Origin of the sequence: Marinovum sp., from assembly GCF_048263515.1 — a bacterium.
Classification (GTDB): domain Bacteria; phylum Pseudomonadota; class Alphaproteobacteria; order Rhodobacterales; family Rhodobacteraceae; genus Marinovum.
The window spans coordinates 81,382-107,712 of sequence record NZ_JBLXEC010000010.1 but is presented as its reverse complement, the minus strand read 5'-3'; the positions used below and the strand labels follow the sequence as shown (position 1 = coordinate 107,712).

The 26,331-nt window shown below is 68.5% G+C and carries 14 protein-coding genes; 7 read left to right on the top strand and 7 right to left on the bottom strand.

Annotated features, from left to right (window positions below; genetic code table 11):
* Window positions 1-104 precede the first annotated feature (104 nt).
* Window positions 105-1,310, bottom strand: a complete 1,206-nt coding sequence (gene epsE, locus ACN0SE_RS11420) for an exopolysaccharide biosynthesis GT4 family glycosyltransferase EpsE (protein WP_417524650.1) — start codon at window positions 1,308-1,310, stop codon at window positions 105-107.
* 94 nt (window positions 1,311-1,404) lie between these two features.
* Here epsE and ACN0SE_RS11415 point away from each other — a divergent pair, with 94 nt between their 5' ends.
* The 6 genes from ACN0SE_RS11415 to ACN0SE_RS11390 all read left to right on the top strand — a co-directional run bounded on the left by ACN0SE_RS11415 (window position 1,405) and on the right by ACN0SE_RS11390 (window position 17,204).
* Window positions 1,405-2,247 carry a glycosyltransferase family 2 protein gene (locus tag ACN0SE_RS11415; RefSeq protein WP_417524649.1) on the top strand — a complete coding sequence of 281 codons (843 nt, stop codon included), beginning with the start codon at window positions 1,405-1,407 and terminating at the stop codon, window positions 2,245-2,247.
* The gene (locus tag ACN0SE_RS11410; protein WP_417524648.1) at window positions 2,244-3,611 is read left to right on the top strand and encodes an oligosaccharide flippase family protein; all 1,368 of its coding nucleotides are present in this window, start codon (window positions 2,244-2,246) and stop codon (window positions 3,609-3,611) included. Before ACN0SE_RS11415 ends, ACN0SE_RS11410 begins: the two co-directional genes overlap by 4 nt.
* 97 nt (window positions 3,612-3,708) lie before the next feature.
* Complete coding sequence (locus ACN0SE_RS11405; protein WP_417524647.1) at window positions 3,709-10,125, top strand: type I polyketide synthase; 6,417 nt, start codon at window positions 3,709-3,711, stop codon at window positions 10,123-10,125.
* Window positions 10,122-11,120, top strand: a complete 999-nt coding sequence (locus ACN0SE_RS11400; protein WP_417524646.1) for a glycosyltransferase — start codon at window positions 10,122-10,124, stop codon at window positions 11,118-11,120. Before ACN0SE_RS11405 ends, ACN0SE_RS11400 begins: the two co-directional genes overlap by 4 nt.
* On the top strand, window positions 11,117-15,664 hold the full coding sequence (locus tag ACN0SE_RS11395; protein WP_417524645.1) for a MupA/Atu3671 family FMN-dependent luciferase-like monooxygenase: 4,548 nt from the start codon (window positions 11,117-11,119) through the stop codon (window positions 15,662-15,664). Before ACN0SE_RS11400 ends, ACN0SE_RS11395 begins: the two co-directional genes overlap by 4 nt.
* Before the next feature lie 232 nt (window positions 15,665-15,896).
* The gene (locus tag ACN0SE_RS11390; protein ID WP_417524644.1) at window positions 15,897-17,204 is read left to right on the top strand and encodes a GumC family protein; all 1,308 of its coding nucleotides are present in this window, start codon (window positions 15,897-15,899) and stop codon (window positions 17,202-17,204) included.
* 89 nt (window positions 17,205-17,293) lie between these two features.
* On the opposite strand, the gene ACN0SE_RS11385 is transcribed toward ACN0SE_RS11390, so the two are convergent.
* The 6 genes from ACN0SE_RS11385 to ACN0SE_RS11360 all read right to left on the bottom strand — a co-directional run bounded on the left by ACN0SE_RS11385 (window position 17,294) and on the right by ACN0SE_RS11360 (window position 25,326).
* Window positions 17,294-18,853, bottom strand: a complete 1,560-nt coding sequence (locus ACN0SE_RS11385) for a CpsD/CapB family tyrosine-protein kinase (protein WP_417524643.1) — start codon at window positions 18,851-18,853, stop codon at window positions 17,294-17,296.
* Window positions 18,854-18,955: 102 nt separating this feature from the next.
* Entirely contained in the window at window positions 18,956-21,049 is a 2,094-nt protein-coding gene (locus tag ACN0SE_RS11380) for an NAD-dependent epimerase/dehydratase family protein (RefSeq protein ID WP_417524642.1), read from the bottom strand.
* A gap of 5 nt (window positions 21,050-21,054) precedes the next feature.
* Entirely contained in the window at window positions 21,055-22,029 is a 975-nt protein-coding gene (locus tag ACN0SE_RS11375) for a glycosyltransferase (protein ID WP_417524641.1), read from the bottom strand.
* Complete coding sequence (locus ACN0SE_RS11370) at window positions 22,026-23,261, bottom strand: glycosyltransferase (RefSeq protein WP_417524640.1); 1,236 nt, start codon at window positions 23,259-23,261, stop codon at window positions 22,026-22,028. Before ACN0SE_RS11370 ends, ACN0SE_RS11375 begins: the two co-directional genes overlap by 4 nt.
* On the bottom strand, window positions 23,258-24,214 hold the full coding sequence (locus ACN0SE_RS11365; RefSeq protein WP_417524639.1) for an NAD-dependent epimerase/dehydratase family protein: 957 nt from the start codon (window positions 24,212-24,214) through the stop codon (window positions 23,258-23,260). The genes ACN0SE_RS11370 and ACN0SE_RS11365 overlap by 4 nt, the downstream gene beginning before the upstream one ends.
* Window positions 24,202-25,326, bottom strand: coding sequence for a Gfo/Idh/MocA family protein (locus ACN0SE_RS11360; protein WP_417524638.1), 1,125 nt, complete (start codon window positions 25,324-25,326; stop codon window positions 24,202-24,204). The genes ACN0SE_RS11365 and ACN0SE_RS11360 overlap by 13 nt, the downstream gene beginning before the upstream one ends.
* Window positions 25,327-25,557: 231 nt before the next feature.
* Here ACN0SE_RS11360 and ACN0SE_RS11355 point away from each other — a divergent pair, with 231 nt between their 5' ends.
* Window positions 25,558-26,331: a WecB/TagA/CpsF family glycosyltransferase gene (locus ACN0SE_RS11355; RefSeq protein WP_417524637.1), complete on the top strand. Its 774-nt coding sequence runs from the start codon at window positions 25,558-25,560 to the stop codon at window positions 26,329-26,331.

The following is a 26,331-nucleotide window of genomic DNA, read 5'->3' as shown; positions in this document are numbered from 1 at the left end:
CACCTTACAAGGCACCGCCGTCCCGGACTTGATCCGGGACCTCCAGGCCTGCCTCCACGAGGCCCCGGATCAAGTCCGGGGCGCGTGTCGCGCAACGGTCAAAGTCACCCCAAAGCCTTGCGCATCTCCGACACGATCACCTCAGCCCCCAGCCGCGCGCTGTAGTCGCGCTCGATCCGGGCGCGGCCGGTGGTGCTGAGGCGCTGGGCCAGCGCAGGGTCCTCGGCGATGCGCAACAGCGCTGCGGCCAGTGCCTCGGGGGCTTTCGGCGGCACCAGAAGCCCCTCGACGCCGTCGTCGATCAGCTCGGGCACGCCGCCCGCCGCGGTGCCGATGGTGGGCACGCCGCAGGCAATCGCCTCCATGTAGGCCACGCCCAAAGGCTCGTGCCAGCTGGCCAGCGCAAAGACATGTGCCTCGAGCAGCCGGGCCTTGACCGAAGCCGCGTCGATCGCGCCCAGCAGGCGCACGTGGTCCTGCAGCCGGTGCTGCTTGATCAACTGCTCCAGCACCAGCCGGAAGCCGCCGCCGCCATCGTCGTCCTGCCCGGCGATCTCCAGCGTCACGTCATGGCCTGCGGCGCGCAGCTGGCGCACCGCCTCGATCAGGTCCTGGTGGCCCTTGACGACGTTGAGCCGTCCGCAGGCAAAGACTCTGAGCGCCTCGCCGGGCTGCACCGGGCGATAGGGCGTGTCGCGGCGCAGGTAGTCGGTGTCGACGCCCATCGGCCGCAGGATCATCGGCGGCAGGTCCTTGGGCAATTCGGCCTGCATCTCGGCGATCAGCTTCCTGGTGATCACCGTGGCAAAGCGCGCATGGCGCCACTTGTAGCGCTGGCCGGGGCCGTAGTCCGACAGCGGGCCATGCAGGGTCAGAGAATACCCAGGCCCCCCAAGATGCCGGGCAAAGGCGGCGATCAGCGCGGCGCGGCCGCAGGAATGCACGTGGACATGGGAAATCCCCTGCCGCGCGCAGTGGTCGCGTAGCGCCTCGCCGGCGGCGGCGCAGACCAGCACGTCCTTCAGCACCGCGATCCCGTCGCGCCCTGCTTCGCGCAGAAGCGCGCCCCAAGGCAGGCGCGGCAGCACCCGCGCAGCGCGGCGCAGGGAGACCTCGCCCAGATAGGTGGTGCGCGCCATCGCCGCCTCTGACCAGTCATGCGCGATCAGGCCAGCCGGCGGCCTTCGGGTCGAAAACAGCACTGGCGTGACGCCCATGGCTTCAAGCGCGGCAATCTCGCGCCAGAAGAAGATATGCGTCTGGCCCGGAAACTGGGGCACAAGATAACCAAGCGTGTCGGGCTGGGACATGGGCGACTTTCCGCGGAATTTCTGCGCCGCATCATGGTTTGGCCACAGTTGCATGTATAGTCCCGGATGCTGAACTTATCGCATGTGAGGCCCTGTGGTGCCAGAAGAGGCGCAATACCAACTCGCCGTGGTGCTCCCCGCCCACGACGAGGCAGAGTGGATCCGGCCCTGTCTCGCCGCCGTTCTGGCGTCGCGGGGCCCGTCGCGCGCCCAGGTCATCGTCGTTGCCAACGGCTGCCGCGATGACACCGCCGCACTGGCGCGGGGGTTTTCCGAGGCGTTTGCCGCCCGCGGTTGGCGGCTGGATGTGATCGAGCTCACCCAAGGCAGCAAGATCGCGGCGCTCAATGCCGGTGACGCGATTGTCCGGGCGCCGGTGCGTGCCTATCTCGATGCTGACGTCGAGGTCGATGAAGAGGTCCTGGGACAATTGGAAGAGCACCTGAGCGGCGCCGCGCCCGCCTATGCCAGCGGTCGGCTCGAGATCATGCTCCCGCGCTCCGCCGTGTCGCGTGCCTACGCCCGGATTTACCGCAAGGTGCCGTTCATCGCCCAGGGCGTGCCGGGCTGCGGGCTGTTCGCGGTCAATGCCGGCGGTCGTGCCCGCTGGGGTGACTGGCCGCAGATCATTTCCGACGACACATTTGCCAGGCTGCAGTTCACCGCGGCAGAGCGCCACGCGGTCCCCGGCCGCTATCGCTGGCCGCTGGTCGAGGGCTGGCGCGCGCTGGTGCGGGTGCGGCGACGGCAGAACATCGGCGTGACCGAGATCCACCGGGCCTATCCGGCGCTCGCCGCAAATGACGAGAAGCCGCCGGTGAGCCTCGCGCGCAAGCTGCGGCTGGCGCTGGGCGATCCATCGGGTTTTGTCGTCTATGCCGGGGTGGCGCTGGCCACGCGGCTGGGTGGCGACAGCGGCTGGAGCCGCGGCCGATGATTGCCATGGTGCAGAAATTCCGCGGCAGCTCGCTGACCGCGCGGGCGTTGCGCTCGGCGCTTTTCACGCTGGGCGGCTTCGGCTCGGCCCAGCTGATCCGGCTGGCCTCGAACCTGATCCTGACCCGGCTGCTCTTCCCCGAAGCCTTTGGCATGATGGCCCTGACCATGGTCTTCCTGCAGGGGCTGCAGATGTTTTCCGACGTGGGCGTCGCCCCGGCGATCCAGCAGAGCAAGCGCGGCGACGACCCGGATTTCCTCGATACCGCCTGGACCATCCAGGTGGTGCGCGGCTTCTGTCTCTGGCTGGCCGCCTGTGCCTTGGCCTGGCCCGCGGCGCAGATCTACGGCGAGCCGATGCTGATGCTGCTGCTGCCTGCCATGGCGGTGACGCTGATCGTCCAGGGTTTCAACCCGACCAAGATGGAGACCGCCAACCGCCACCTGATGCTGGGCCGGGTGACGCTGCTCGACATCGGCACCCAGGTGATCGGCATTGTCCTCGCGGTGTCGCTGGCGTTCTGGCTGCGCTCGGTCTGGGCGTTGGTGATCTCGGGCGTGCTGTCGATGCTGGCGCAGCTCTGGCTGAACTCGGTCTTCCTGCCGGGGCGGCGCAACCATTTCCGCTGGGAAAGGCCCGCCGCGCAGGAGCTGATCCATTTCGGCAAGTGGATCTTCCTGTCGACGCTGGTGGGGTTCCTGTTTCACCAAGGCGACAAGATCATCCTCGGCCGTTACCTGCCGATCGACCAGTTCGGCGTCTACAACATCGGCTATTTCCTCGCCTCCTTTCCGATGATGCTGGGGCTGATGATCACCCGCAAGGTGCTGATCCCGATCTACCGCGAAACTCCGCCGGGTGCCGATCCTGCAAACTTCGCCAAGCTGCGCAAGATGCGGGTGCTGGTCTCGACCGCGCTGATGGCGCTGCAGGCGGTGTTTGCCGCCTCGGGCGTCTGGCTGGTCGATCTGCTTTATGATCCGCGCTACGCGATGGCCGGGCCGGTGGCGGTGGTGATCGCCATCGTGCAAATCCCCCTGATCGTGGCGCTGACCTATGACCAGACGGCGGTGGCCGCCGGCGACAGCCGCCGCTTCTTCATGCTGCAGGCGACGCGAGCCTGCCTGATGGTCACCGGGCTGCTGGCGGGCCTGCAGTTCGGCGGGCTGCTGGGTGCGCTGGCGGGGCAGGGGATTGCGATGATCGCGGTCTACCCGGTGGTGGTGCGGCTGGCGCGCAAGATGCAGGCCTGGGATCCGCTGCATGACCTGGTCTTTGCCGCCGTCGGCGTGGTGATCGCGCTGGGCGCTTGGGCAATCAATGCCGAGGCGATCCTGCGGCTGATGCCGGGGGCACAGCCATGACAGCAAGGCACGGCCACACCGCCGATTTGCGCGGTCGCCCTAATTTCACCAAGATTTTTCGGTATCCAGACACCCGGCGCAAGCGCAGGATTACAGTATGTGTGTTCATGACGACCTCGCAGACATAAGCGAGACCGATATTGCCATTGTCGGCATGGCGGCGCGCCTGCCCGGTGCCTCGTCGATCGAGGCCTTCTGGGACAACCTGCGCGCGGGCCGCTCGTCCATCGTCCGGCTGGACGAAGAGGCGCTGCGCGAGGCTGGCGAAAGCCCGGGCCTGATGCGCCACCGCAATTACGTGCCCTTTGCCGCGCCGCTCGACGGTTTCGCCGATTTCGACGCCGAGTTCTTCGGCCTGTCGCCCAAGGATGCCGCGATCATGGATCCGCAGCACCGGCAGTTCCTCGAATGCGCCTGGGAGGCGATGGAAACCGCCGGCCGCCCGCCAGAGGCCGCGCCCGGCCCGGTCGGTGTCTTTGCCGGCTGCGGCATGGGCAGCTATTTCTATTTCAACGTCTGCTCCAACCCCGATCTGGTGGACCAGACCGGCATGTTCCTGCTGCGCCACACCGGCAATGACAAGGATTTCATGGCCACCCGCCTGAGCCATATCCTCGACCTCAAGGGCCCCTCGCTGAATCTGCAGACCGCCTGCTCGACTTCGCTGGTGGCGACGCATTACGCCGCGCAGTCGTTGATCAACGGCGAATGCGACATGGCGCTGGCCGGGGGCGCCACCATCGAGCTGCCGCAGGGCCGCGGCTATCTCTACAAGGAAAACGAGATCCTCTCTCCCGACGGCGAATGCCACGCCTTCGATCACCGGGCTCAGGGCACGGTCTTTGGCTCCGGCGTCGGCGTTGTGGTGCTGCGCCGGCTCAAGGATGCGCTGCGCGACGGCGATCACATCTGGGCAGTCATCAAGGGCTCTGCCGTCAACAACGATGGCGCCGCCAAGGCCGGCTACCTCGCCCCGTCGGTCGAGGGCCAGGCGGCGGCGATTGCCGAGGCACAGGCCATGGCCGGCATCAGCGCCGAGACGGTGGATTACATCGAATGCCACGGCACCGGCACCTATCTGGGCGATCCGATCGAGGTCGCGGCGCTGACCCAGGCCTTCGAGGAGACCACCGATCAGACCGGCTTCTGCCGCATCGGCTCGGTCAAGACCAACATCGGCCATCTGGATACCGCGGCGGGTGTGGCCAGCCTGATCAAGACCTCGCTGGCCTTGACCCACAAAGAGATGCCGCCGAGCCTTGGGTACGAAAAACCCAATCCGGCGATCGATTTCGAGACCTCGCCCTTCCGTGTCAATGACCGGCTGACGCCCTGGGCGCCGCGCAACGGCCCGCGCCGCGCCGGGGTCAATTCGCTGGGCGTCGGCGGCACCAATGCCCATGTGGTGCTGCAGGAGGCGCCCGAGCGCCCCGCCTCGGAAGCGAGCGACTGGCCGTTCCAGATCCTCACCGTGACCGGCCGCACCAAGGCGGCGGTCGAGGCCAATGCCCGCAAGCTCGCCGCCCATCTGCGCGCCCATCCCGAGCAGAGCCTCGCCGATGTCGCCTTTACCCTGGAGACCGGACGGCGCAAGTTCGAGCACCGCCGGGTGCTGGTGGCCGAGAGCCACGAGCAGGCCGCTGAACTGCTGGAAACCCTCGATCCGCGGAGGGTCTTTGCCCATACGGCGCTGGATGCCGTGCCCGAGGTGGTCTTCATGTTCCCCGGCGGCGGCGCGCAATATGCCGGCATGGCGCGCGATCTCTACGAGACCGAGCCGGTTTTTGCCGACTGGATCGACGCCGGGCTCGAGATCCTGCAGCCGCGGCTCGATTACGACATCCGCGCGCTCTGGCTCCCGCGCGAGGAGGACCGGCAAAGGGCCGATGAGCGGCTGACCCGGCCCTCGGTGCAACTGCCGCTCATCATGATCGTCGAATACGCGCTGGCGAAGCTCTGGCAGAGCTGGGGCGTCGAACCGGTGGCGCTGGTCGGCCATTCCATGGGCGAGAACACCGCCGCCTGCCTCGCCGGCGTGATGACTTTCGAGGACTGCATCGGCCTTGTCCATCTGCGGGGCCGGCTGTTCGATACGGTGCCCTCGGGCGGCATGCTCTCGGTCTCGCTCTCGGCCGAGGCGCTGATGCCCTACCTCGGCGCCGATCTCGACCTCGCCTCGGTCAATGCGCCCGAGCTTTCGGTCGCTTCCGGCCCGCAGGCCGCGCTCGACGCGCTGCAAAAGAGGCTCACCGCCGAGGGCATCGACTGCCAACGCGTGGCCATCGACATTGCCGCCCATTCCGCCATGCTCGAGCCGATCCTGGGTGAATTCCGCGCCTATCTGCAGGGTCTGACGCTGCGCCCGCCGCAGATCCCGATCATCTCCAACCGCTCCGGCCAGCCGCTCACCGATGCCGAGGCCACGGACCCCGATTATTGGGTTGGCCATCTGCGCAACACCGTCCGCTTTGCTGATTGCATCGGCACGCTGGCCCGGACCCAGCCGCGCGTCTTTCTCGAGGTCGGCCCCGGCAAGGCGCTGGCCTCGCTGGCCCGGCTGCACCCCGACCTGCCCGCCAATCAGGTGCTGGGCAGCCTGCGCCACCCCGAGGACCGGGTGCCCGACGACGCCTATTTCCTCGCCGCCCTCGGCCGGCTCTCGGCGCTGGGCGTGGCGATCGACTGGGGACAGGTCTGGGGCGAGGCGCGGCGCAACCGCGTGGTGCTGCCGACCTATGCCTTCCAGCATCAGACCTATTTCATCGAACCAAGCCAGGCCCGCGCCACCCCCGCCGACAGCTTCCTGACCCGCTCCGACGAGATCGAGACCTGGGCCAGCCGCATGGCCTGGGTGCCCGGCCTTGCGGCCTGCGAGGTGGATGTCGAGACCGAGCTGCATCTGACCACGCCGGAAACCTGGCTGATGTTCATGGACGACGCGGGCCTTGCGCGCCGCGTCGCCGATCAGCTGCGCGGTGCCAATCACACCGTCATCGAGGTCTGGCCCGGCGATGCCTTTGCTCGCGCTGCCGATGGCTCTTACGTGCTGGCGCCGGAACGTGGCCGCGAGGGCTATGACCTGCTGATCCGCGACCTGATGGCCCATGGCGTGGTGCCCGGCCGCGTGGCGCATTTCTGGCTGGTTACCCGCGACGAAAGCCACCGTCCCGGCTCTTCCTATTTCCACCGGGTGCAGGAGCATGGCTTCTACTCGCTGTTGTTTCTCGCCCAGGCGATGGAAGAGGAGAGCCTGCCCAAGCCGCTGCACCTCACTGCCTTTACAAATGGCGCCGCCCGGGTCCGGCAGGAGGCGCTGCGCTGGCCCGAGAAATCCACTCTCGCCGGCCCCCTCCGGGTGATCCCCCGCGAACTGCCGGGCGTCACCACCGCCATGGTCGACCTGGAGCTGACCGAGGGCCGCACCCGCAAGGACCGGCTGGAGCCGCTGGCCCTGCAGGTGCTCGAAGACCTGCTGGCCCCGCCAGCCAATACCGAGGCCGCGCTGCGCGGCGCCAAACGCTTTGTCCGCGCCCCCTGCGCCCTGCCGCTCACCGCGACGGAAACGCCCCGCGTGCGCGACGGCGGCACCTACCTGATCACCGGCGGTTTCGGCGGCATCGGTCTCAGCATCGCGCGGCGGCTGGTCGACGAAGGTGCGCGGCATATCGTGCTGGTCTCGCGCAGTGCGCTGCCTGATCGCGCCAGCTGGGACAAGTACCGCCGCAGCCACGGCCCGCAGGATGCCACCACCAGCCGGATCGAAGCGGTCGAGGCGCTGGAGGCGCAGGGCGCCGAGGTTCTGCTGGGCGAGGCCGACGTCAGCAACCTGCAGCAGATGCAGGCGGTGGCCGCCGAGGCGCAGGCGCACTTTGGCCCGATCCACGGCGTCATCCATGCCGCCGGCGTGGTCGACGATGCGCCGCTGCTGACCAAGACGCAGATCGGCATCGAAAACGTGCTGACCCCGAAAATTCACGGCACCAAAGTGCTGGCCGAGGTCTTCCCTGATGGCGCGCTCGACTGGCTGGTGCTGTTTTCCTCTAGTTCGACCGTCACCGCCCCGGCGGGGCAGGTGGATTACGTCGCCGCCAACGAATACCTCAACGCCTTTGCCCATGCCCGCCAGGGCGGCGCGACTCGGGTGCTGGCGCTGAACTGGGGCATCTGGGCCGAGGTCGGCATGGCCGCCCAGGCCGTGGCCGAGCGCACCGGCGACCTGCCGGATCCGCCGCGAGAGCCGGCAGGCCAGCCGCTGCTCGACGTGGCCACCTTCGATGATACCGGCGCGCGGATGTTCGAAGCAACCTGGCGGCCCGAAGAGCGCTGGGCGCTGGACGAACACCGCACCCGTGACGGCAAGGCACTGCTGCCCGGCACCGGCACGCTGGAACTGGCGGCCGAGGCCTTGGCTGCGCAGGGCGAGACCGGGCCCTTCGTGATCCGCGACCTGACCTTTCTGCGGCCGCTCTACACCCCCGATGGTGCCGCGACCGACATTCGCCTGCATCTGCGCCGCTCCGACGCGGGCTACGCCCTGCAGCTGCGCAGCGCCGTGCCGCATGAGGGCCGCATCGGCTGGCAATTGCACGCCGAGGCCGACATTGCCCTGCGCCCGCAGGTCACGCCGCCGCCGGTCGACCTCGCCGCCATACGCGCGCGCTGCGCGGGCGGCCAGTTCAGCGACGTGCCGCTGCGCTCGGCGCAGGAGAAGCACCTCGATTTCGGCCCGCGCTGGCGGGTGCTGCGCGCGACCGCGCTGGGCACGGGCGAAGGCATCGCCGATCTGGTGCTGCCGGCCGAGGCCGCGCAGGACCGGACCCTGCTGCACCCGGCGCTTATGGATATCGCCACCGGTTGGGCGATGGAACTGATCGAGGGCTACGACCCCGGCGCGCTCTGGGTGCCGATGTCCTATGGCCAGGTCCAGGTCTTCGGCCCGCTGCCGGAGCGGCTGGTAAGCTGGGTGCGAAACCGTGGTACCAATCGCGCCAGCGACCCGGTGGCCCGCTTCGACATCACCCTGACCGACCCCGAGGGCAATATCTGCGTCGCCATCGAGGGCTTCTCGATCAAGCGGCTCGACACCGGCGGCTTCGGCCAGGCGCCAAGGCCCGCACCGACCGAGCTGCGCTTTGACAAGGCCCAGGACATCCAGCCGCTCTCGCCCGCCGAAGAGCGCTTGCAGCACAACCTGGGCCAGGGCATCCGCCCCGACGAGGGCGCCGAAGCCTTCCTGCGGGCATTGGCGACCGATCTGCCGCAGCTCGTCGTCTCGTCGCTCGACCTGCCGGCGCTGATCGCCCAGGCGGGCGAGAGTGGCGCGGCGCAGGCCGGCGGCCAGCAGTTCGAACGCCCCGACCTCGACACCGATTTCGTCGAACCCGAGAGCGATATCGAACGCTCGCTCGCCGGCTTCTGGCAGGAGCTTCTGGGCCTCAGCCAGGTCGGTGCCGAGGACAATTTCTTCGATCTGGGCGGTCACAGCCTGATCGCCGTGCGGCTCTTTGCGATGATCAAGAAGACCTATCGCGCCGAGTTCCCGATATCCGTGCTCTTCGAGGCGCCCACCATCCGCGCCTGCGCCGCGTTGATCGAGGCCCGCGTCGGACCGCAAACCGCCGAGGCAGCCCCGCAAGGGGCCAAGGAGGACGAGCGGCGGTTCACCCACGTGGTGCCGATGCACGAGGGCGAGGGCAGTGCGCGCACGCCCTTCTTCCTCGTGGCCGGCATGTTCGGCAACGTGCTCAACCTGCGCCATCTCGCCAACCTGATCGGCAGCGACCGGCCGTTCTACGGGCTGCAGGCCCGCGGGCTTTATGGCGACGACCAGCCGCACCGCGATATCCGCGAGGCCGCGCGCGACTACATCGCCGAGCTGCGGCAGGTGCAGCAGCATGGCCCCTACTTGCTGGGCGGCTTCTCCGGTGGCGGAATCACCGCTTTCGAGATGGCCCATCAGCTTGAAGAAGCGGGCGAGGAGGTGGCGCTGGTCGTCATGCTCGACACGCCTTTGCCGGTGCGCCGCAAGCTGGCACTCAAGGACCGCATGCTGATCCAGTTGCAGGAGCTCAAGCGCGGCGGTCTCGCCTATCCGCTGCACTGGGCCGCGCGCCGCATCCGCTGGGAGATCCAGAAGCGCCGCGCCCAAGAGGTCGAGGAGACGCCCGAGCACCAGTTCCACAATGCCGCCATCGAGGCCGCCTTCTATGACGCCATCGCCAGCTATCCGATGCGCGGCTGGCACGGCAATCTGCATCTCTTCCGCCCGCCGCTCAGCGGCAAGTGGCAGGTGTCTGGCGGCCGGCTGGTGGATGCCGACCGGGCCTATGTGCTGCCCGACAACGACTGGACAGGCTGGGTTCCCGGCGTTCAGGTCGAAGAGGTGCCCGGCACCCATGACTCCATGGTGCTGGAGCCCAACGTCCGCGTGCTCGCCGCCCGCATCCGCGCCGCCATCGAAGCGGCGGAACAGCCCGAGCCGGTCTTTGTGCCCAGCGAAAGGGCGGCGGAATGACCCTGAGCAAATCGCGCATCCTCTGCATCCTGTTGAACTGGCGCACGGCCGAGATGTGCACCCGCGCCGCGCGCGCGGCGGTGACGGCGCTCGAGGGGCTCGATGCCGAGCTGGTGATCGTCGACAACGACAGCGGCGACGGCTCCTTCGAACAGCTCACCGCCTTTGTCGCTGATCAGGCCTGGCCGCATGTGCGGGTGATCGCCTCTGGCCGCAACGGCGGCTTCGGCGCCGGCAACAATGCCGGCATCCGCGCCGGGCGGGCAGACGGGCAAGAGGCGGATTACCTCTACATCCTCAACCCCGACGCCTTTCCCGAACCCGACGCGATCCGCGTTCTGGCCGACTGGCTCGATGCGCATCCGCAGGTCGGCATCACCGGCAGCCTGATTGCCAACGAGGAGGGCGGGCAGGAGCATACCGCCTTTCGCTTCCCGACCATCGCCAGCGAGTTCGAACATGCGATCCGCTTCGGTCCGGTCAGCCGCCTGCTGCGCAAATCCCGCGTGCCAATCGACCTGCCGAAGGCGCCGCAGCGCGTCGACTGGCTGGCCGGGGCCTCGATGATGATGCGCCGCGAGATGGTCGACCAGATCGGCCTTTTTGACGAGACCTTCTTTCTCTACTTCGAGGAAACCGAGCTCTGCCTGCGCGCCGCCCGCGCCGGTTGGCAGACGGTCTATCTGCCGCAGAGCCGGGTGACACATATCGGCTCGGTCTCGACCGGCATGAAGCGCTGGACCCGGATCCCGCGATACTGGCTCGACAGTCGGCTGTATTATTTCACCAAGTCGCATGGCGCCGGCTACGCCGCGCTGGCCACGCTGTCGCATGCCGTGGGCGGGGTGATCTGGCGGCTGCGCAAGCTGGTGCAGCGCAAGCCCGACGCCGATCCGCCGCATTTCCTGGGCGACCTGGTGGCGCATCACCTGCGCGCACTGCTGACCCGATCCGCGCCCCGTCCCGCCCCGCAATCCGCAAGGAGAACGCCATGACCGACGTCACCGCAATCCTGATCGGCAATGACACGCTGACCCGCGCCTGCGCCGAACAGATGCTGGCCCGTGGCCATGGCATCGCCGCGCTGGTCACCCGCCTGCCGGACCTGCGTGCCTGGGCCGAGGCGCAGGGGGTGCGGGTCGAGGCACCGGGCCGCGACCTTGCAGCCCGGCTCTCTGGCCTTGACTGCGACTGGCTGCTGTCGGTTGCCAATCTCGACCTGCTGCCCGCCGATGTGCTGGCGCTGCCCCGGCGCGGTGCGGTCAACTTCCACGACGGCCCGCTGCCGCGTCACGCCGGGCTGAACGCCCCGGTCTGGGCACTGCTGGAAGGAGAGACGCGCCACGGCATCACCTGGCACATGATCGAAGGCGGCATCGATGAGGGCGATATCCTGGTCTCGCAGGAGGTCGACATTGCCCCGGACGAGACCGCGCTGAGCCTGAACCTGAAGTGCTATGCCGCCGGCGTCGAGAGCTTCGGCACCTTGCTCGACCAGCTCGAGACCGGCGCGCCGGAGCGTCAACCGCAGGACCTGAGCCAGCGCAGCTACCACGGCCTGAGCGCGCGGCCCGAGGCGATGGGCCTGCTGCGCTTTGACAGACCGGCGGCCGAAGTGGCGCGGATGGTGCGGGCGCTGGATCATGGCGATTACGTCAACCCGTTGGCCACCGCCAAGGTCGAGATCGGCGGCGCGCTCTATGCCGTGGGCTCGGCCGAGGTCACCCCAGGCCAGGGCGCCCCCGGAGACGTGCTGGCGGTCGGCGATGCGCTCTCCATCGCCTGCGAGGAGGGCGCGGTCGCCCTGACCGGTCTGCGCCGGATGGACGGCGGCACGCCCGATGTGGCAATGCTGGCCAAGCCCGGAGACCAACTGCCCCTGCTCTCCGACGCCGAGGCGCAGGCGTCGACCGAGTTCGCCGAGGCGCTCGCCCCCGCCGAGCGCAACTGGCGCAAGACCCTCGCCGATTTCACTCCCGCCAGCATCGCCGGCGGCGCGCAGGACGACAGCGGGACCGCCACGCTCGCCATCGACTGGCCCGAGACCCTGACCCTGCAACAGAAAGCCGACCTCGTGCGCCATTGGGCGGCGCAGGCCAGCGGTGCGCCGGAGGCCGGGATTGCCGTGACCCATGCCGCGCTCGACCCGCGCGGGGGGCTGGCGCTGGACTGGGTGCCCTTCCGCGAGGGCGACGATCTGGAGATCGTGACCAAGCGGCCCGGCATTGCCGCCGACCTTGCCCTGCGCATGCCAGAGCTTCCGGCCCTGCAACGGCCCGATGTCATCTTTGCCATCGACACGCCGACCGAGGCGCCGCTGACCGTCACCGCCGCTGGCCAGTTGATCCACGACCGCGCCCGGATCAGCCCCGCCATGGCGCAGATCCTTGCCGATCGTCTGAACGCCATGGCCGAGGCCGCCGCCCGTGGCGAGGCGCTGCCGACCATGCCCGAGAGCGAGCGCGATCTGGTGCTGCATGGCTGGAACCGCACCGAGGTGGAGTTTGACCGCACCCTGACCATGCAGACCGCCTTCGAGGCGCAGGTCGCGCGCAGCCCCGAGGCCATTGCTCTCGTCACCGGCCCTGACGAGCTGACCTATGAAGACCTCAATGCCCGTGCCAACCGCGCCGCCCATGCGCTGCGCGCGCTGGGGGTCGGGCCGGGCACGCTGGTCGGGCTCTGCACCGCGCGCAATGCGCATCTGGTGGTGGGCGCCCTCGCGATCCTCAAGGCCGGCGCCGCCTATGTGCCGATGGACCCGGCCTATCCCGCCGACCGGCTGGCGCTCTATCTTGAGGACAGCGGCGCCTCGGTGGTGCTGACCGAAAAGGCGCTGAAGGACGATCTGCCGGCCAGTGACGCCCAGGTGCTCTGCCTCGACGGCCCGATGTCCGAGGCGCCGACGGGCAATCCCGCGCCGAGCGCGAAACCCGAGGATCTTGCCTATCTGATCTACACCTCCGGCTCGACCGGGCGGCCCAAGGGCGTGATGGTCGAACATCGCAACGTGGTGAATTTCTACGCCGGCATGGACGCCCGTATCGGCCGCGAGACGCCGGGCACCTGGCTGGCGCTGACCTCGCTCAGCTTCGACATCTCGGTGCTCGAGCTGTTCTACAGCCTGGCGCGCGGCTACAAGCTGGTGCTGGTCAACGAGGAACAGAAGCTCGAGACCACGCAGCCCGGTCAGGGCATGGAGTTCAGCCTCTATTACTGGGGCAATGACGATGGCGTCGGGCGCGACAAGTACCGCTCGCTGCTCAAAGGTGCGAAGTTTGCCGATGCCAACGGCTTCTGCGCCGTCTGGACGCCCGAGCGCCATTTCCATGCCTTTGGCGGACCCTATCCCAACCCCTCGGTCACCGGCGCCGCCGTCGCTGGTGTCACCCAGAACATCGCCGTGCGCGCCGGCAGCTGCGTCGCGCCACTGCACCATACCGCGCGGATCGCCGAGGAATGGGCGGTGATCGACAACCTCACCAACGGGCGCGCCGGCATGGCCATCGCCTCGGGCTGGCAGCCCGATGATTTCGTGCTGCGCCCCGAGAACACCCCGCCCGAGAACAAACCCGCCATGCTGCGCCAGATCGAGGAGCTGCGGCGGCTCTGGGCCGGCGAGGCGGTGGAATATCCCAAGCAGGACGGCACGCTGCACGCTGTGGTGACGCAGCCGCGACCGGTGTCGAAGAAACTGCCGATCTGGGTCACCACCGCCGGCAACCCGGCGACCTGGAAAGAGGCCGGCAAGATCGGCGCCAACGTGCTGACCCACCTGCTGGGCCAGTCGGTGGACGAAGTGGCGGGCAAGATCGCGCTGTATCACGAGGCGCTGCGCGAAGCCGGGCATGACCCCGACGATTTCACCGTCACGCTGATGCTGCACAGCTACGTGGCCGAGACCCGCGAGGCCGCGCGCGAAGTGGCGCGCGAGCCGATGAAGGATTACCTGCGCTCGGCCGCCGGGCTGATCAAGCAATACGCCTGGGCCTTTCCGGCCTTCAAACGCCCCGAGGGCGCCAAGAACGCCTTCGACCTGACCCTCGACGGTCTGAACGAGGAAGAGATGGACGCCATCCTCGACTTCGCCTTCCAGCGCTATTTCGAGGACTCGGGGCTCTTTGGCACCATCGAGGATGCGGTGGCGCGGGTCGAGAGCCTGAAGGAGATCGGGGTCACCGAGGTGGCCTGCCTGATCGACTATGGCATCGACGTCGACACGGTGCTCGACGGGCTGCGCCCGCTGGCCGAGGTGCTGCAACGCTGCAATGCCGGGGTAGAGCGTGATTTCTCGATCGCCGCGCAGATCATCCGCCATGGCGTGACCCATCTGCAATGCACGCCCTCGACCATGCGGCTGCTGCTGCTTTCACCCGACACCCGCAAGGCGCTGGGCGCGGTCGAGCAGATCATGCTGGGCGGCGAGCCCCTGGCCGGGGCGCTGGTGGACGAGCTGCGGGCGCTGACCGACGCCAGAATCGAGAACATGTACGGTCCGACCGAGACGACGATCTGGTCCTCGACCGGCCCTGCGACGGGCGGCGAGGCGATCTGCGGCATCGGAACGCCGATTGCCAATACCCAGATGTATGTGCTTGATTCCAAGGGAGACCCGGCCCCGGTTGGCGTGATCGGCACGCTGCATATCGGTGGCGAGGGCGTGACCCGTGGCTATTGGCAGCGGCCCGACCTGACCGAAGAGCGCTTCCGCGACAACCCCTTTGCCGAGGGGCGGATCTACGACACCGGCGATCTGGCGCGCTGGCAGGCCGATGGCAGCATCGACTTCCTCGGCCGCGCCGACACCCAGGTGAAACTGCGCGGTTACCGGATCGAGCTGGGCGAGATCGAGGCCCGGCTCGAGGCGATGGCCGGCGTGAGCCAGGCGGTGGTCGTGGTGCAGGACGCCCAGTCCCTGGTGGCCTTTTACGACGGCACGGCGGCGGCCGGCACCCTGCGGCGCGCGCTCGCCGAGGCGGTGCCGGATTACATGGTGCCCTCGCGCTTCGAGCAGGTGACGGAGTTCCCGCTGACGCCCAACCGCAAGGTCGACCGCAAAGCTTTGAGCGCCCGCAAGCCGGTCAAGGCTCCGGTAGCGCCCGCCGCTCCGGCCCCAAGCCCCGTGACCTCCGGCGCGGATCAGGCCGATGTGCAGGCCCAGGTGGCCGAGGTCTGGAAAGAGGTGTTGGGGTTGGCAGAGGTCTCGCCGCAGGGCAATTTCTTCGACCTTGGCGGGCATTCGCTGCTGGCGGTGCAGGCCCACCGGGCGCTGCGCAAGGCACTGGGCGTAACCCGGCTGAGCATCGCCGATGTCTTCGGTTACCCGACGCTCTCCGGCCTTGCGGCGCGGATCGTCGAGATCGGTGGCGCGAAACCTGTGCCGAAACGGCGGGTCGAGGCCCCGGTCGCGCCGCCGCCGGCCAATGTCGCGGCCGAGCCGGCACCCGCCGCGCCCCCGCCCAACAACCCCCGTGCGGCAGCGCGGCAAGAGGCCATGGCGCGCCGCCGCGAGATGCGCGCGCGACGACAGGCGGGCTGAACCGGGGCGGAACCGGACGGCTTGGGATAAGTTTCTGGTTTGTATGTGAAAAATCCTGTCAGGAAACGCATTGTTTCCAGGAATCCGGGCCGAAAAGGTGGCGAAATTTAGGCAAATCCCCTAGATTGCATCTGGGGCAAGTCGCTTGGTCTGCCAGTTGTCGAGAAGACAGTCTGAGCCCCAAGGCCAAGGTGAAATGTCCCCTCGCGGGGGCGCGTGTTGGAGCATTGAAATGAACCAGTTGGGATCGTTTTCCGATCTGAAGAACGTGCTGCGCCGGCGGCTGCCCCTGATCATGCTGATCACGCTGATCGGCTGTGCCCTGTCGATCCATTTCGCGCTGAAACAGCCCAAGGTCTACGAGGCGATTGCCGTCGCCCAGATCGAGGACGCCACCATCATCGACGCCCGCACCGGCCGCACCGATGCCGCCCACCGCCTGACGCTGATCGAACAGCGGATGATGGCCCGCGACAACGTGATCGAGATCATCGAGGATTTCGGCCTCTATGCCGACGAAGATGAATCCCTGGGCTACAAGGTGGCGCTGTTCCGCGAGGCGACCTCGATCATCCCGGTGATGGACAGCACCCAGCCCTGGCTGACCAACGGCAGCCCGACCGGGCTGACCATCCGCGTCACCATGTCCGATCCGCAGCAGGCAGCGGATGTCGCCAATGAACTGCTGGCCCGCATCGTCGACCAGGGCCGCTCGACCCAGCGCAACCAGGTCGATCAGGCGCTGGCCTTCTTCAGCGGCGAAGAGCAGCGGCTGACCACCGCAATCGTCGAACTGGAAGAGCGCCTCTCTCGCTTCAAGCAGGAGAATGCCGACAGCCTGCCCTCGGTGGTGACCGGCCAGCGCAGCCGTCTCGACACCCTGCGCCAGACCGAGCTCGATATCGAGCGCGACATCATTCAGCTGCAGACCAATGGTCGCCGCGCCCGCGAAGGCGTGCTCGAGGCGCAGCTCGCCCAGCTTGCCGAACAGCGCCGGCTGGTGCAGGAACGTATTGCCGTGGTCGAGGCCGCGTTGGCCAATGGCCCGCAGGTCGAGCAGGAGCTGAACACCCTGACCCGCGACCTGACCCAGCTGCGCGACCAGCTGGCGCAGATCACCAGCAGCAAGGTCAAGGCCCAGACCGAGCGCACGCTGCAGGAACAGAAGCAGACCGAGCGCTTCGAAGTGCTGGAGACCGCGCTGGTGCCGGAATACCCGGTGTCGCGCAGCCGCAAGAAGACGGCGATCATGGGCGGCGTGGCCAGTGTTGTCTTTGGCGTCGGCCTCGCGCTGATCCTCGAGGTCATGAACCCCGCGATCCGCACGTCGGCCCAGCTGGAGCGTGCGCTGGGCATCCAGACCGTGGTGGCGATCCCGGTGGTGCAGACGAAGCGCGAACGGCGCTTCCGCAACCTGATGATCCTGGGCTGGGTTCTCGGGATGCTGGCGCTGATCCCGGCGGCGCTGCGGGTGATCACCGACAGGTGGCCCAACATCAACCCTTTTGACACGGGCGATCGCCAGCAAGCCCGGCTCTGACACCCCGGCCCGCACGGGACGGCTTGAGGATTGGGGATGTGCAGGCGTGCGCCGCGCGGCCGCGCCTCGCGCCCACGTCAGGCTGTTCGTCAGTATCCGTAGATCTGCGCGGCCTCGTCCTCGGCCCGGTTCAGCACGATGCCCAGAAGCGGCGTCTCGGTGCCGAGGCGCCGTTCGACGTCGCGCACCTGCTGCGGCTTGGTGATGCCGCCGCCGACCACCAGGATGATGCCGTCGAACAGCGGCCGCGCCGCCAGAACGTCGTCATTGACCAGCGCCGGCGGCATGTCAAACAGGATCACGTCCGGCTCCAACGCCGCCTCCATCGCCTTGAGCACGTCGGCGGTGTCGGGGTCCTGCAGCAGCTCGGCCGCATAGGGCTCGCGCTGGCCGTTGACGCCGAAAGCCACCTGGTCGCTGATCTTGAAGCCGTTCTGCGCCGGACGGCACAACAGGTCCTGCATCGGCAGGTTGCCGCGCAGAAAGGCCGGAAGATCAGGCGGTTGCTTGATGTCGAGCGCCCTGGCGAGGCCCGGATGGCGCATGTCGAGGTCCATCAGGATCGAGCGGCAATTGCTCTGCCGTGACAGCGAGATGGCGAGGTTGGCGGCGAGGAAGGTCTTGCCGCAGCCCTCGGTGGGCGAGGTGACGGCGACCCGCGTCCAGCCATTCTCGCGCAGCGCCCGCAAGAGCTTGGTGCGCAGCACGTCAAAGGCCGAATGCACCGGGTCCTCGCGGGTGGCGGTGATGATGCGGTTGCGCTCGAGCCTGCGGGCGTTGATCGGGAAGGTCGGCAGGCTGTCCCAGGCCCTGGACCCCTCCGGTTTGCGCGCCAGCACGGCGAGGTTGGATTGGGCGGGCGCATTGGCGGGCTCTGTGTCTGTATGGGGCGCGGTGTCGAGCGCTGGGGTGGGCTCAGGCTCCGGCGTGGCCTCTGCGGCGGTTTCAGGCGCTGGCACGGGCGCTGGCTCAGGCACGGCCTTCAAGGCGGGTTCCGGCTCTGCCGGGGCAGGTGCGGGCTCGGGCATGGGTTCCGAGACAGCTTTCGGCTCCGGCTCTGGCGTCGGGGCGGGTGCAGGCTCGGGCGCCTGTGCCGCCTCCGGCTCTGGCGTCTCAGCGTTCACTGTCTCAGGCTCCGGTGCGACCTCCGGCTGAAGCATCGGAACAGGCCCGGCCTCCGCCACGACGACCGGCTCCTCGGCAGCTTCGGGTCCGGGCTGTCCAGTGGAGGGCCGGCGCTTCAGCCTGATCTTGCGTGATTTCTTGGATTTGGATTTGGATTTGGATTTCGGCTCGGGCTCGGGTTCGGCCTCCTTCGAGACCGGCTCCGGGTCGACGGCAGGCGCTTCGGTCTCTTCGGGCGGCTCGGGTGTCGGCTCGGCCACAACCACCCTGGCCACGCGGCGTGGCGAAACCACGGCAGCGTCATCGCTGACGTCAGGCGTTGTGACCTCTGTTTCGACGTCAGACGGCGCAGCAGTCTCGGACACAGTCTCATGCCGCTCGCCGTTCCGACGGTCCTGCACAGCTTCGCCCGACTCGGCAGACTCCTCCCCCGCCAGCCGGATCGGCCCGGTCAGCGCCGGTTTCGGCTCCGGCCCCCCGGCATCGCGCAGGGCGCGCTTCTTCCTTGTCCAGCGTTTTTCCATGATCAACTCTTGCCTCGACGGGGTCCGGTTTGTCCCGCCTTGTTATTCTCCGGCAGCAAACACCGAAAATCGGGCAGAAATAAGCCTATTCCTTGCGACTTGTCAGAAACCGAAGAGGTTGGCGCGGGTGATCGCCTTGTCGATGAAGGCGGCGCGGTCCGTCTCGGGCTGCCAGCCCAGCACCCGCTTGGGTTTGGAATTGTCGAAGGGCGACAGATGCGCCCGGCTTTTCCAGTCGCGAAGCGAGGCGCGCAGCGCGCCCTTGCGGCCCAGCACATGGCGTTTCAGCCGGTATTTCACCGCATCCGCCGCCCAGAACAGGTGCAGATTGCCGGGCTTCACCGCGATGCGCGCGCCGGTGGCCTGATGGATGGCGTCGAAATAATCGCGCGCCGACATCATCGGCTCGCCGACAAGGGTAAAGCTTTCGCCCACCGCATCGGGGTGGTCCCCCATGGCGATCAGCCCGTCGCAGACATCCTCGATCAGCACGAAGGGCAGGATGTTGCGCCCCTTGCCCCAGATCCGCACCGCGCCGGCGCCATGCCAGCGACCGATGCCCCAGTGCTGCAGCGGCCCGCCGGGTCCGACGACGATGCCGGGCCGGGCGATGGTCACCGGCAGGCCGGTGTCGCGGTGCATCTGCATCAGCCGGCGTTCGCATTCCGCCTTGGAGCGGGCGTAGAGATTGCGGTCGCTCATGTCCTCGTCAAAGCCCGTGGCTTCGGTGATTGTCTGGCCCGGATCCGACATGTCGTAGGACGCGATGGTGCCGGTATAGACCAGCCGTTTGACACCGGCGGCCTGCGCCGCGTGGGCCACGCGCACCGCGACGCCGACGTCGTTCTCCAGCGCCGCTTCCCACGTGGTCTCGAGCGATCGGGCGAGGTTGTAGACCACTTCGATCCCCTCCATCGCCGCCCGCAGCCCCTCGGCGTCGCTGAGCGAGACGGCCACGGTCTCCACCTGGTCCGGCAGGTCGGCAAAGGGCCCGGAGCGCCCGCGCGACAGCACCCGCACATCGGTGCCCCGCGCCACCAGCGCCCGGGTCAGATGCCGGCCGATGAAGCCGGTGCCGCCGATCACCAGCGCCCGTGGCTGCGGATCGCGGGTCTTCGCGGGCACCTTCGGCGCGGCCAGCTCCGGCAGCAGGGCGAGGGTGTCGTCCAGCGCTTGGGTCACCTGCAGTGCGGCCTCGGGGCCGAAACGCGCGTCAATCGGTCTGCCTTGGGCGGCGGCGTCGTAGAAGGCCCGCACCACGCCTTGAAACGACAGCGCATAAGGCTGCTTGCGGTTCAGCGAGACCAGCTGCCGCGCGCCGTTCACCACGCCTTCGCGCAGCGCGCCGCCGGCCTGTCCCATCTGCCGCAGGAAGGGGTTGGCGACGATATCGGCGGTGTTCTCGCGGCTGATCTGCAGGGTGTCATTGGCGTAGTCCAGCCGCGCCATGGCCGAGGAGCCGCGGATCGTCAGCGACCGGTCGTCCATGATCTCGACCAGCGAAATATTGAACGACAGCTCCACCCCGCCGGCCCGCGCCAGCACCCGCCAGACCTGCGGCCGCTCGCCCATGCCGGGCAGTTCGACGGGCTTGGAGACGTCGAGAAAGATCACCTCGACCGGGCCGAAGAGATCGACGGCAAAGGCATAGAGATGCGGCCCCAGCTCCCTCAGCAGGTTGCCCGGCTCGCGCAGCAGCCAGAGCCCGTAAGGCCCCGAGCGCAGCGGCGGCAGCGGGAAATGCCAGTTGATCTCGGCCTGGGCGAACTTGCCCAGTGTACCGTCGCGCACCAGCGCCTTCAGCCGCTCATACCGCGGCACGCCGAGGAAATTATGCCCCGAGGCCAGCACCTTGCCGGAAGCCTTGGCGGCCTCGGCCATCGCCTCCATCTCGGCCAGTGACAGCGCGACGGGCTTTTCCACCAGGCAATGCAGCCCGGCGGTCAGGCATTGTACCGCCAGCGCCTTGTGCAGTTGCGGCGGGGTGCAGATGTGCACGGCGTCGACCACATCAGCGGCGATCATCTCCTCGACCGATGTGAAGACCTGCGCCCCATGCGCTGCGGCCAGCGCGCCCGCCGCCTCGGCCGACAGATCGCAGACCGCGGTCAACCGGGCCGCGCCGGTCAGTTTCACCGCATCCGCATGCCAATCCGCGATATAGCCCGCGCCGATAATGCCAGTTCTCAAAACCATTTCACTCACTTGTACTCGATGATCCGCATGTCCCGGCCCATCCACCTGCGCAGATGAAACCGGACCATGCCGATCAGGTTGGGAAACTTCGACAGCGTCAGAAAGACCGCGTGATGCAGCGCCTGTCCGCGCGGCAGGCCTTCGTGGCGCATCAGCCCCCGGGCGGATCGCAGCCAGGACACCATGTAAGCCAGCAGCACCAGCGCCGTCAGCCAGGGCGCGGCGATCAGGCCGAAGAGCGCCAGCAGGGGCGCGAAGAGGCCCCAGGCCCATGTGCGCAGGCGCTCGCGTTTGAAATACTCGGGATGCAGATGGCCGACCTGGGCAAAGCCATGCCCGGTGCGCACCGCCCGTTGCCACCAGGCGCCGAAGTGCATCATCGCGGCGTCGTGGCGGGTCATCTCCTCGGGGATGCGATAGAGCTGCCAGCCGGCCTTGCGCAGCCGGCAGCAAAGCTCGTCATCCTCGGCGGCGATCACCTGCGCGTCAAAGCCGCCGGCCTCGACGTAAGCCGCCCGGCGCACCATCATGTCACCGCCACAGGCGGCGATTTCGCCCGCCGGACGGTGCCATTCCACCTGCGCGAGGGCGTTGTAGACCGAGGCTTCGGGCGCGATCTCGCGCCGCCAGCCGGTGACAAGGCCACGCTTCGGCTCGGCCAGCAGGGCCGCGCGGGCGGTCTCGATCCAACCCGGGGCGATGGCGCAATCGCCGTCGATGAATTGCAGGATCTCGCCCGCGCCGCCGGTGGCCTCGAGATGCTCGAACCCGGCGTGCCGCGCCCGCGCGGCGGTGAAGGGCCGCGACAGGTCGAGATGCACCACCTCGGCCCCCGCCGCCTCGGCCGCGGCAACACTACCATCGCTCGAGCCACTGTCGACATAGACCATGCGCCGCGCCTGGCCGCGGGCCGAGGCGAGGCAGCGCTCCAGCCGCGCGCCTTCATTGCGGCCGATCAGGATCAGGTCGACATCGCTCATGGGCGCTTGCCCGGATGTGTCGCGCCCTCGGCGTAGATCTCGAACAGCCGGCCGAGCCAGACCGCTTCCTTGCCGATGTCGAACTCCTCGACCACCTTGGCGCGTCCTGCTCTGCCCATGGTGGCCCGCCGCTCGGGGTCGGACAGCACGCCGCGGATCGCCTCGGCCAGTTTCAGCGCGTCACCGGGCGGCACCAGACAGCCACTCTTGCCGTCCTCGACCAGCTCGGGCACGCCGGCCACGGAGGTGGTGATCACCGGCCTGCCTGCCGCCATCGCCTCCATCAGCACCACCGGCACGCCCTCGGCAAAGCTCGGCAGCACCAGCGCGTCGGTGTCCTTCAGCGCCTCGGCCACCTCGGACTGGCTGCGATAGCCGGCAAACTCCACGATGTCGCTCAGGCCCAGATCGGCCGCGTCCTGCTCCAGCCGCGCGCGTTCCGGCCCGTCGCCGATCAGGGTGACGCGCAGCTCGGGGAACTCGGTGCGCAGGAAGCTCAGCGCTTCGAGCAGCACCGGAATGCCTTTCACCGCCGCCAACCGGCCGACGAATGTCAGGTGCGGCGGGCCTTGCCGCGGGGCGGGGTCATAGCGCGCCGGGTCGATGCCGCAGTGGACGATATGCAGCTTGTCCCAGAGCGCACGCTCGGAAAAGATCATCGCCTGCGCCCGGCAGAATTCCGAGATGCAGGCCACGAACCGCGCCCGGGCGATCTTTTGATCCAGCCGCCAGTGTTCCGGCGCAAAGAAGATGTCCGGCCCGTGCAGGGTAAAGCTGTAGGGAATGCCGCTGAGTTCCGAGGCCAGCATCGCCACGGTACAGCTCGCCTTGGCGATATGGTTGTGCAGGTGCCGCACGCCGTGGCGCTGCATGTGATCGGCCAGCATGATCGCCTCGGCAAAGTAGAACATCTGCCAGAGCCAGTTGCGGAAGCCCCCCGGCGCGGTCCGCCAGGCGAGGGCAAAGGCGCGAAAGAAGCGGCGGGGATGGCGCAGCAGCCGCAGCTTGGCGCAGGCCAGGTGCAGCGGGTTCTTCGCCGCTTCGAGCACGTGAAAGGTCTGCGCCGCCTCGGTGATCTGTTCCTCGCCCACCAGATGCTCCGGCCCGGTGCGGCGGATCGAGGCGGTCATGACGACGAGGCCCTGCGCCCGCAGCGCCGCCACCTCGCGCTGGATGAAGGTGTCGGTGGCGCGGGGGTATTCGCCGGTCAGGTAGAGCAGGGGTCCGGTCATGATTGCGCCTCGTGCATAAGCGCCTCGAAGCTCTGCGCCTGTCGCAGCCCCAGCGCCTCGCGCATGCGGCTGTTGTCATAGCTCACCGGCAGAAAGCGGGCGCGCAGCACCTCGGGGCGCATCAGCCCCGGCAGCCTGTCGCGCGGCACGATCGCGGCGGCACAGCGCGCCAGCGGCATCAGCCAACGCCAGTTGAGCGGCAGCACCACGGGCGGCTTGCCCTCCAGGTTGGCGAGGTAGCGCTGCCGGGTCGGCAGGTCTTCGTCGAGCAGGTTGATCGGCCCGGTGGCGCGGCGTTCGGCGGCATGGATCAGCGCCGCGGTGCAGGTCGAGACATGGCAGAGCGGGATCTGCCCCAGCCCCGCCAACCGCAAGAGCACCGGCCCCACCGCAATGCCCAGATGCGCATTCCAGAGCCGGTCCGGCCCAAAGATCGCCCCGGCGCGCAGGGTGATGAGCCTGAGATCGCGCGCCTTGGCGGCCTCGGTCACCATGCGCTCCTGCGCGGCCTTGGCGGTGGCATAGGCATCGGCGGGGGAGTCGGGGGCAAGCAGCGGGAAGCTCTCGCTGATCATCTCGCCGGTGTCGGCGCGGGTCATGTCATAGACCGCCATCGAGCTCAGGTGCACCAGCTTCGCGCCCTCCGGCAGGGCGGCCAGCAGCGCCTCGGTGGCCTGCAGCGTGTCGCGCGCCTGCCGCTCGGCCTCGCCAGAGAGCGAGGCGGCGAGGTGCAGCACCACGTCGGCGCGGGCGCAGGCCTCTGGCAGGGCGGGACAGTGCGTCAGATCGCCGGCGATCACGGTGATACCCGGGTCCTCGATCCAGCCCTCCGGCAGGTCCGACGAGTCGCGCATCACGGCGATCACCGCATGGCCGTGCATCCGCGCGGCGGCGACGGTGTGACGACCGACATAGCCCGCCGCGCCGGTGATCAGCAGGGTCAGCTTGCCCATGGCATCGGCTCCGGTCTGTCGCAGCTGGTCACCATGTCCTGCGGCCCGGTGTCGTCACCGGCGTTCTGGATCGCCAGGGTCACCTCGGTCAGGTGCAGGGCAAAGGCATTGTCGAGCCGGCAGGGCCGTCCTTCGGCCAGGGCGTCGAGCATCTCGACCGGGCCGAGGGCAAAATTCATCGCCGCCGCGCCCTTGCGAGAGACCTTGGGATGGGTGACCCCGCCCGGCTTGCAACGCCGGCCGATGGGCAGCTCCAGCAGCCGCCGTCGCAGGTTGATCCGCTGATGAAAGCGCACCGGGGCGGCGTTGTTCCAGGCCTGGTTGACCGCCAGCACGCCCTGGTCACCTATCGCGCGGATGCGGTGATCGTGCGGGGCGACGATCGAACAGGTCAGCCGCGCAACCTGGCCTTCGTGGAAGAACAGCGTGGCCGTGGCGAAATCCGGGGTCTGCGCGCCGCCGGGCTTGCCCGGGATGACCTCGGCCGAGGCCGCCACCACCCGGCGCACCGGCCCAAAGGCCGCCATCAGCCAGGTGAGGTAATAGCCCGCGTGCTCCAGCGTGCAGCCGGTGTGGTACTCGTCCTCGGCGGGCCAGGGCGCGCCGCTTTCGCTGATCCAGGTCTCGGTGCGGGCCTGCGGGACAAATCCGTCGTCAAGCTCGGCATAGACCAGCCGCACAGGCCCGGCGGTGCCGCGCCGGATCTCGCGCAGAAAGACCTGCGCCGCCTCGCCCAGCACGCTGCTGGGGGCGGAGGCCAGCATCAGACCGGCGTCGTCGGCCATGGTTTTCAGCGCTTCGGCCTCCGGCAGGCTCATCGCCAGCGGTTTCTCGCACCAGACATGGAGGCCGGCGGCAAGACAGGCGCGGTTGACCTCGTAATGCGCCGCCGGGTTGGTGAGGTTGAGCACGATCGCGCCCTCAGGCAGCGCCTCGAGAAAGCCCTGCAACTGCGCCTGCGGCGGCACGTCCCAATGGGCGCAGAAGGCGGTGAGCCGTGCGGCGTCGATGTCATGCGCCGCGACGATCTGAATGTCGTCATAGAGCGCGAAGGATCGCATGTAGAGATCGGCGACAAAGCCGCAGCCGATGAGACCCACGGCGCGCATCATCGCACCCCCGCGAGCGGGGCAGGGCGAAGGGTCGTGCCGGTCTGGGTCAGAGGCATGCGAACGTCCGTTTGAATGTCGTCGGGCGGGGTTTAACCACCGGAAGATGGCAATTTTTCGGCTCTCGACAGCTTTGCCGGCAATTAATGCCGCAGCGCCGCGTGGTTTTTGCGATTTGTCCTTACCTTCGCCATCTTGCCCGCCGATGATAGGCCCGAGGATGCGGAGGGCAACGTGTACTTTGAGGTAGGGACTTACCGGCTGGCAATCAATATGCCGCGCCGGGCGGATTTGATGGCGGAAGTGGCGGCGCGGTTTTCGCGCGGCGAGGGATTTGCCCTGGCGACGGTCAATCTCGACCACCTGGTGAAGCTGCGCCAGAGCCCGGAGTTCCGAGCGGCCTATGCCGCGCAGGACCTGGTGGTGGCCGACGGCAACCCGCTGGTCTGGCTGTCGCGCCTGGCCGGCGACCCGGTCGAGCTGATCCCTGGCGCCGACATGGTGCTGCCGCTGGCCGAACTGGCGGCGCGGCAGGGCGTGCCGGTGGCTTTGCTGGGCAGCACCGACGCGGCGCTGGCTGGCGCGGCAGACGCCTTGTGTCAAAAGGTGCCGGGCTTGAAAGTCGCGGCACGGATCGCGCCGCCGATGGGGTTCGATCCGATGGGGCCTGGGGGCGCGGCGGTGTTGCAGGAGGTCGCGGCGTCAGGGGCGAGGCTGGCCTTTCTGGCGCTGGGCGCGCCCAAGCAGGAGATCCTCGCCGCGCGGGGCCGCGAGATCACGCCGCAGGTGGGCTTTGCCTCGATCGGCGCCGGGCTCGATTTCCTGGCCGGAGAGCAGAAACGCGCGCCGAAGCTGGTGCGGAAACTGGCGCTGGAATGGCTCTGGCGAATGCTGTCGAACCCGCGGCGGCTGGCGTCACGCTACGCGCAATGCGCCGCCATCCTGCCCGGTCACACGCTCAATGCCCTGCGGCAACGGCGTCAGCCGAAGCTCGGAACCACGCCGTAG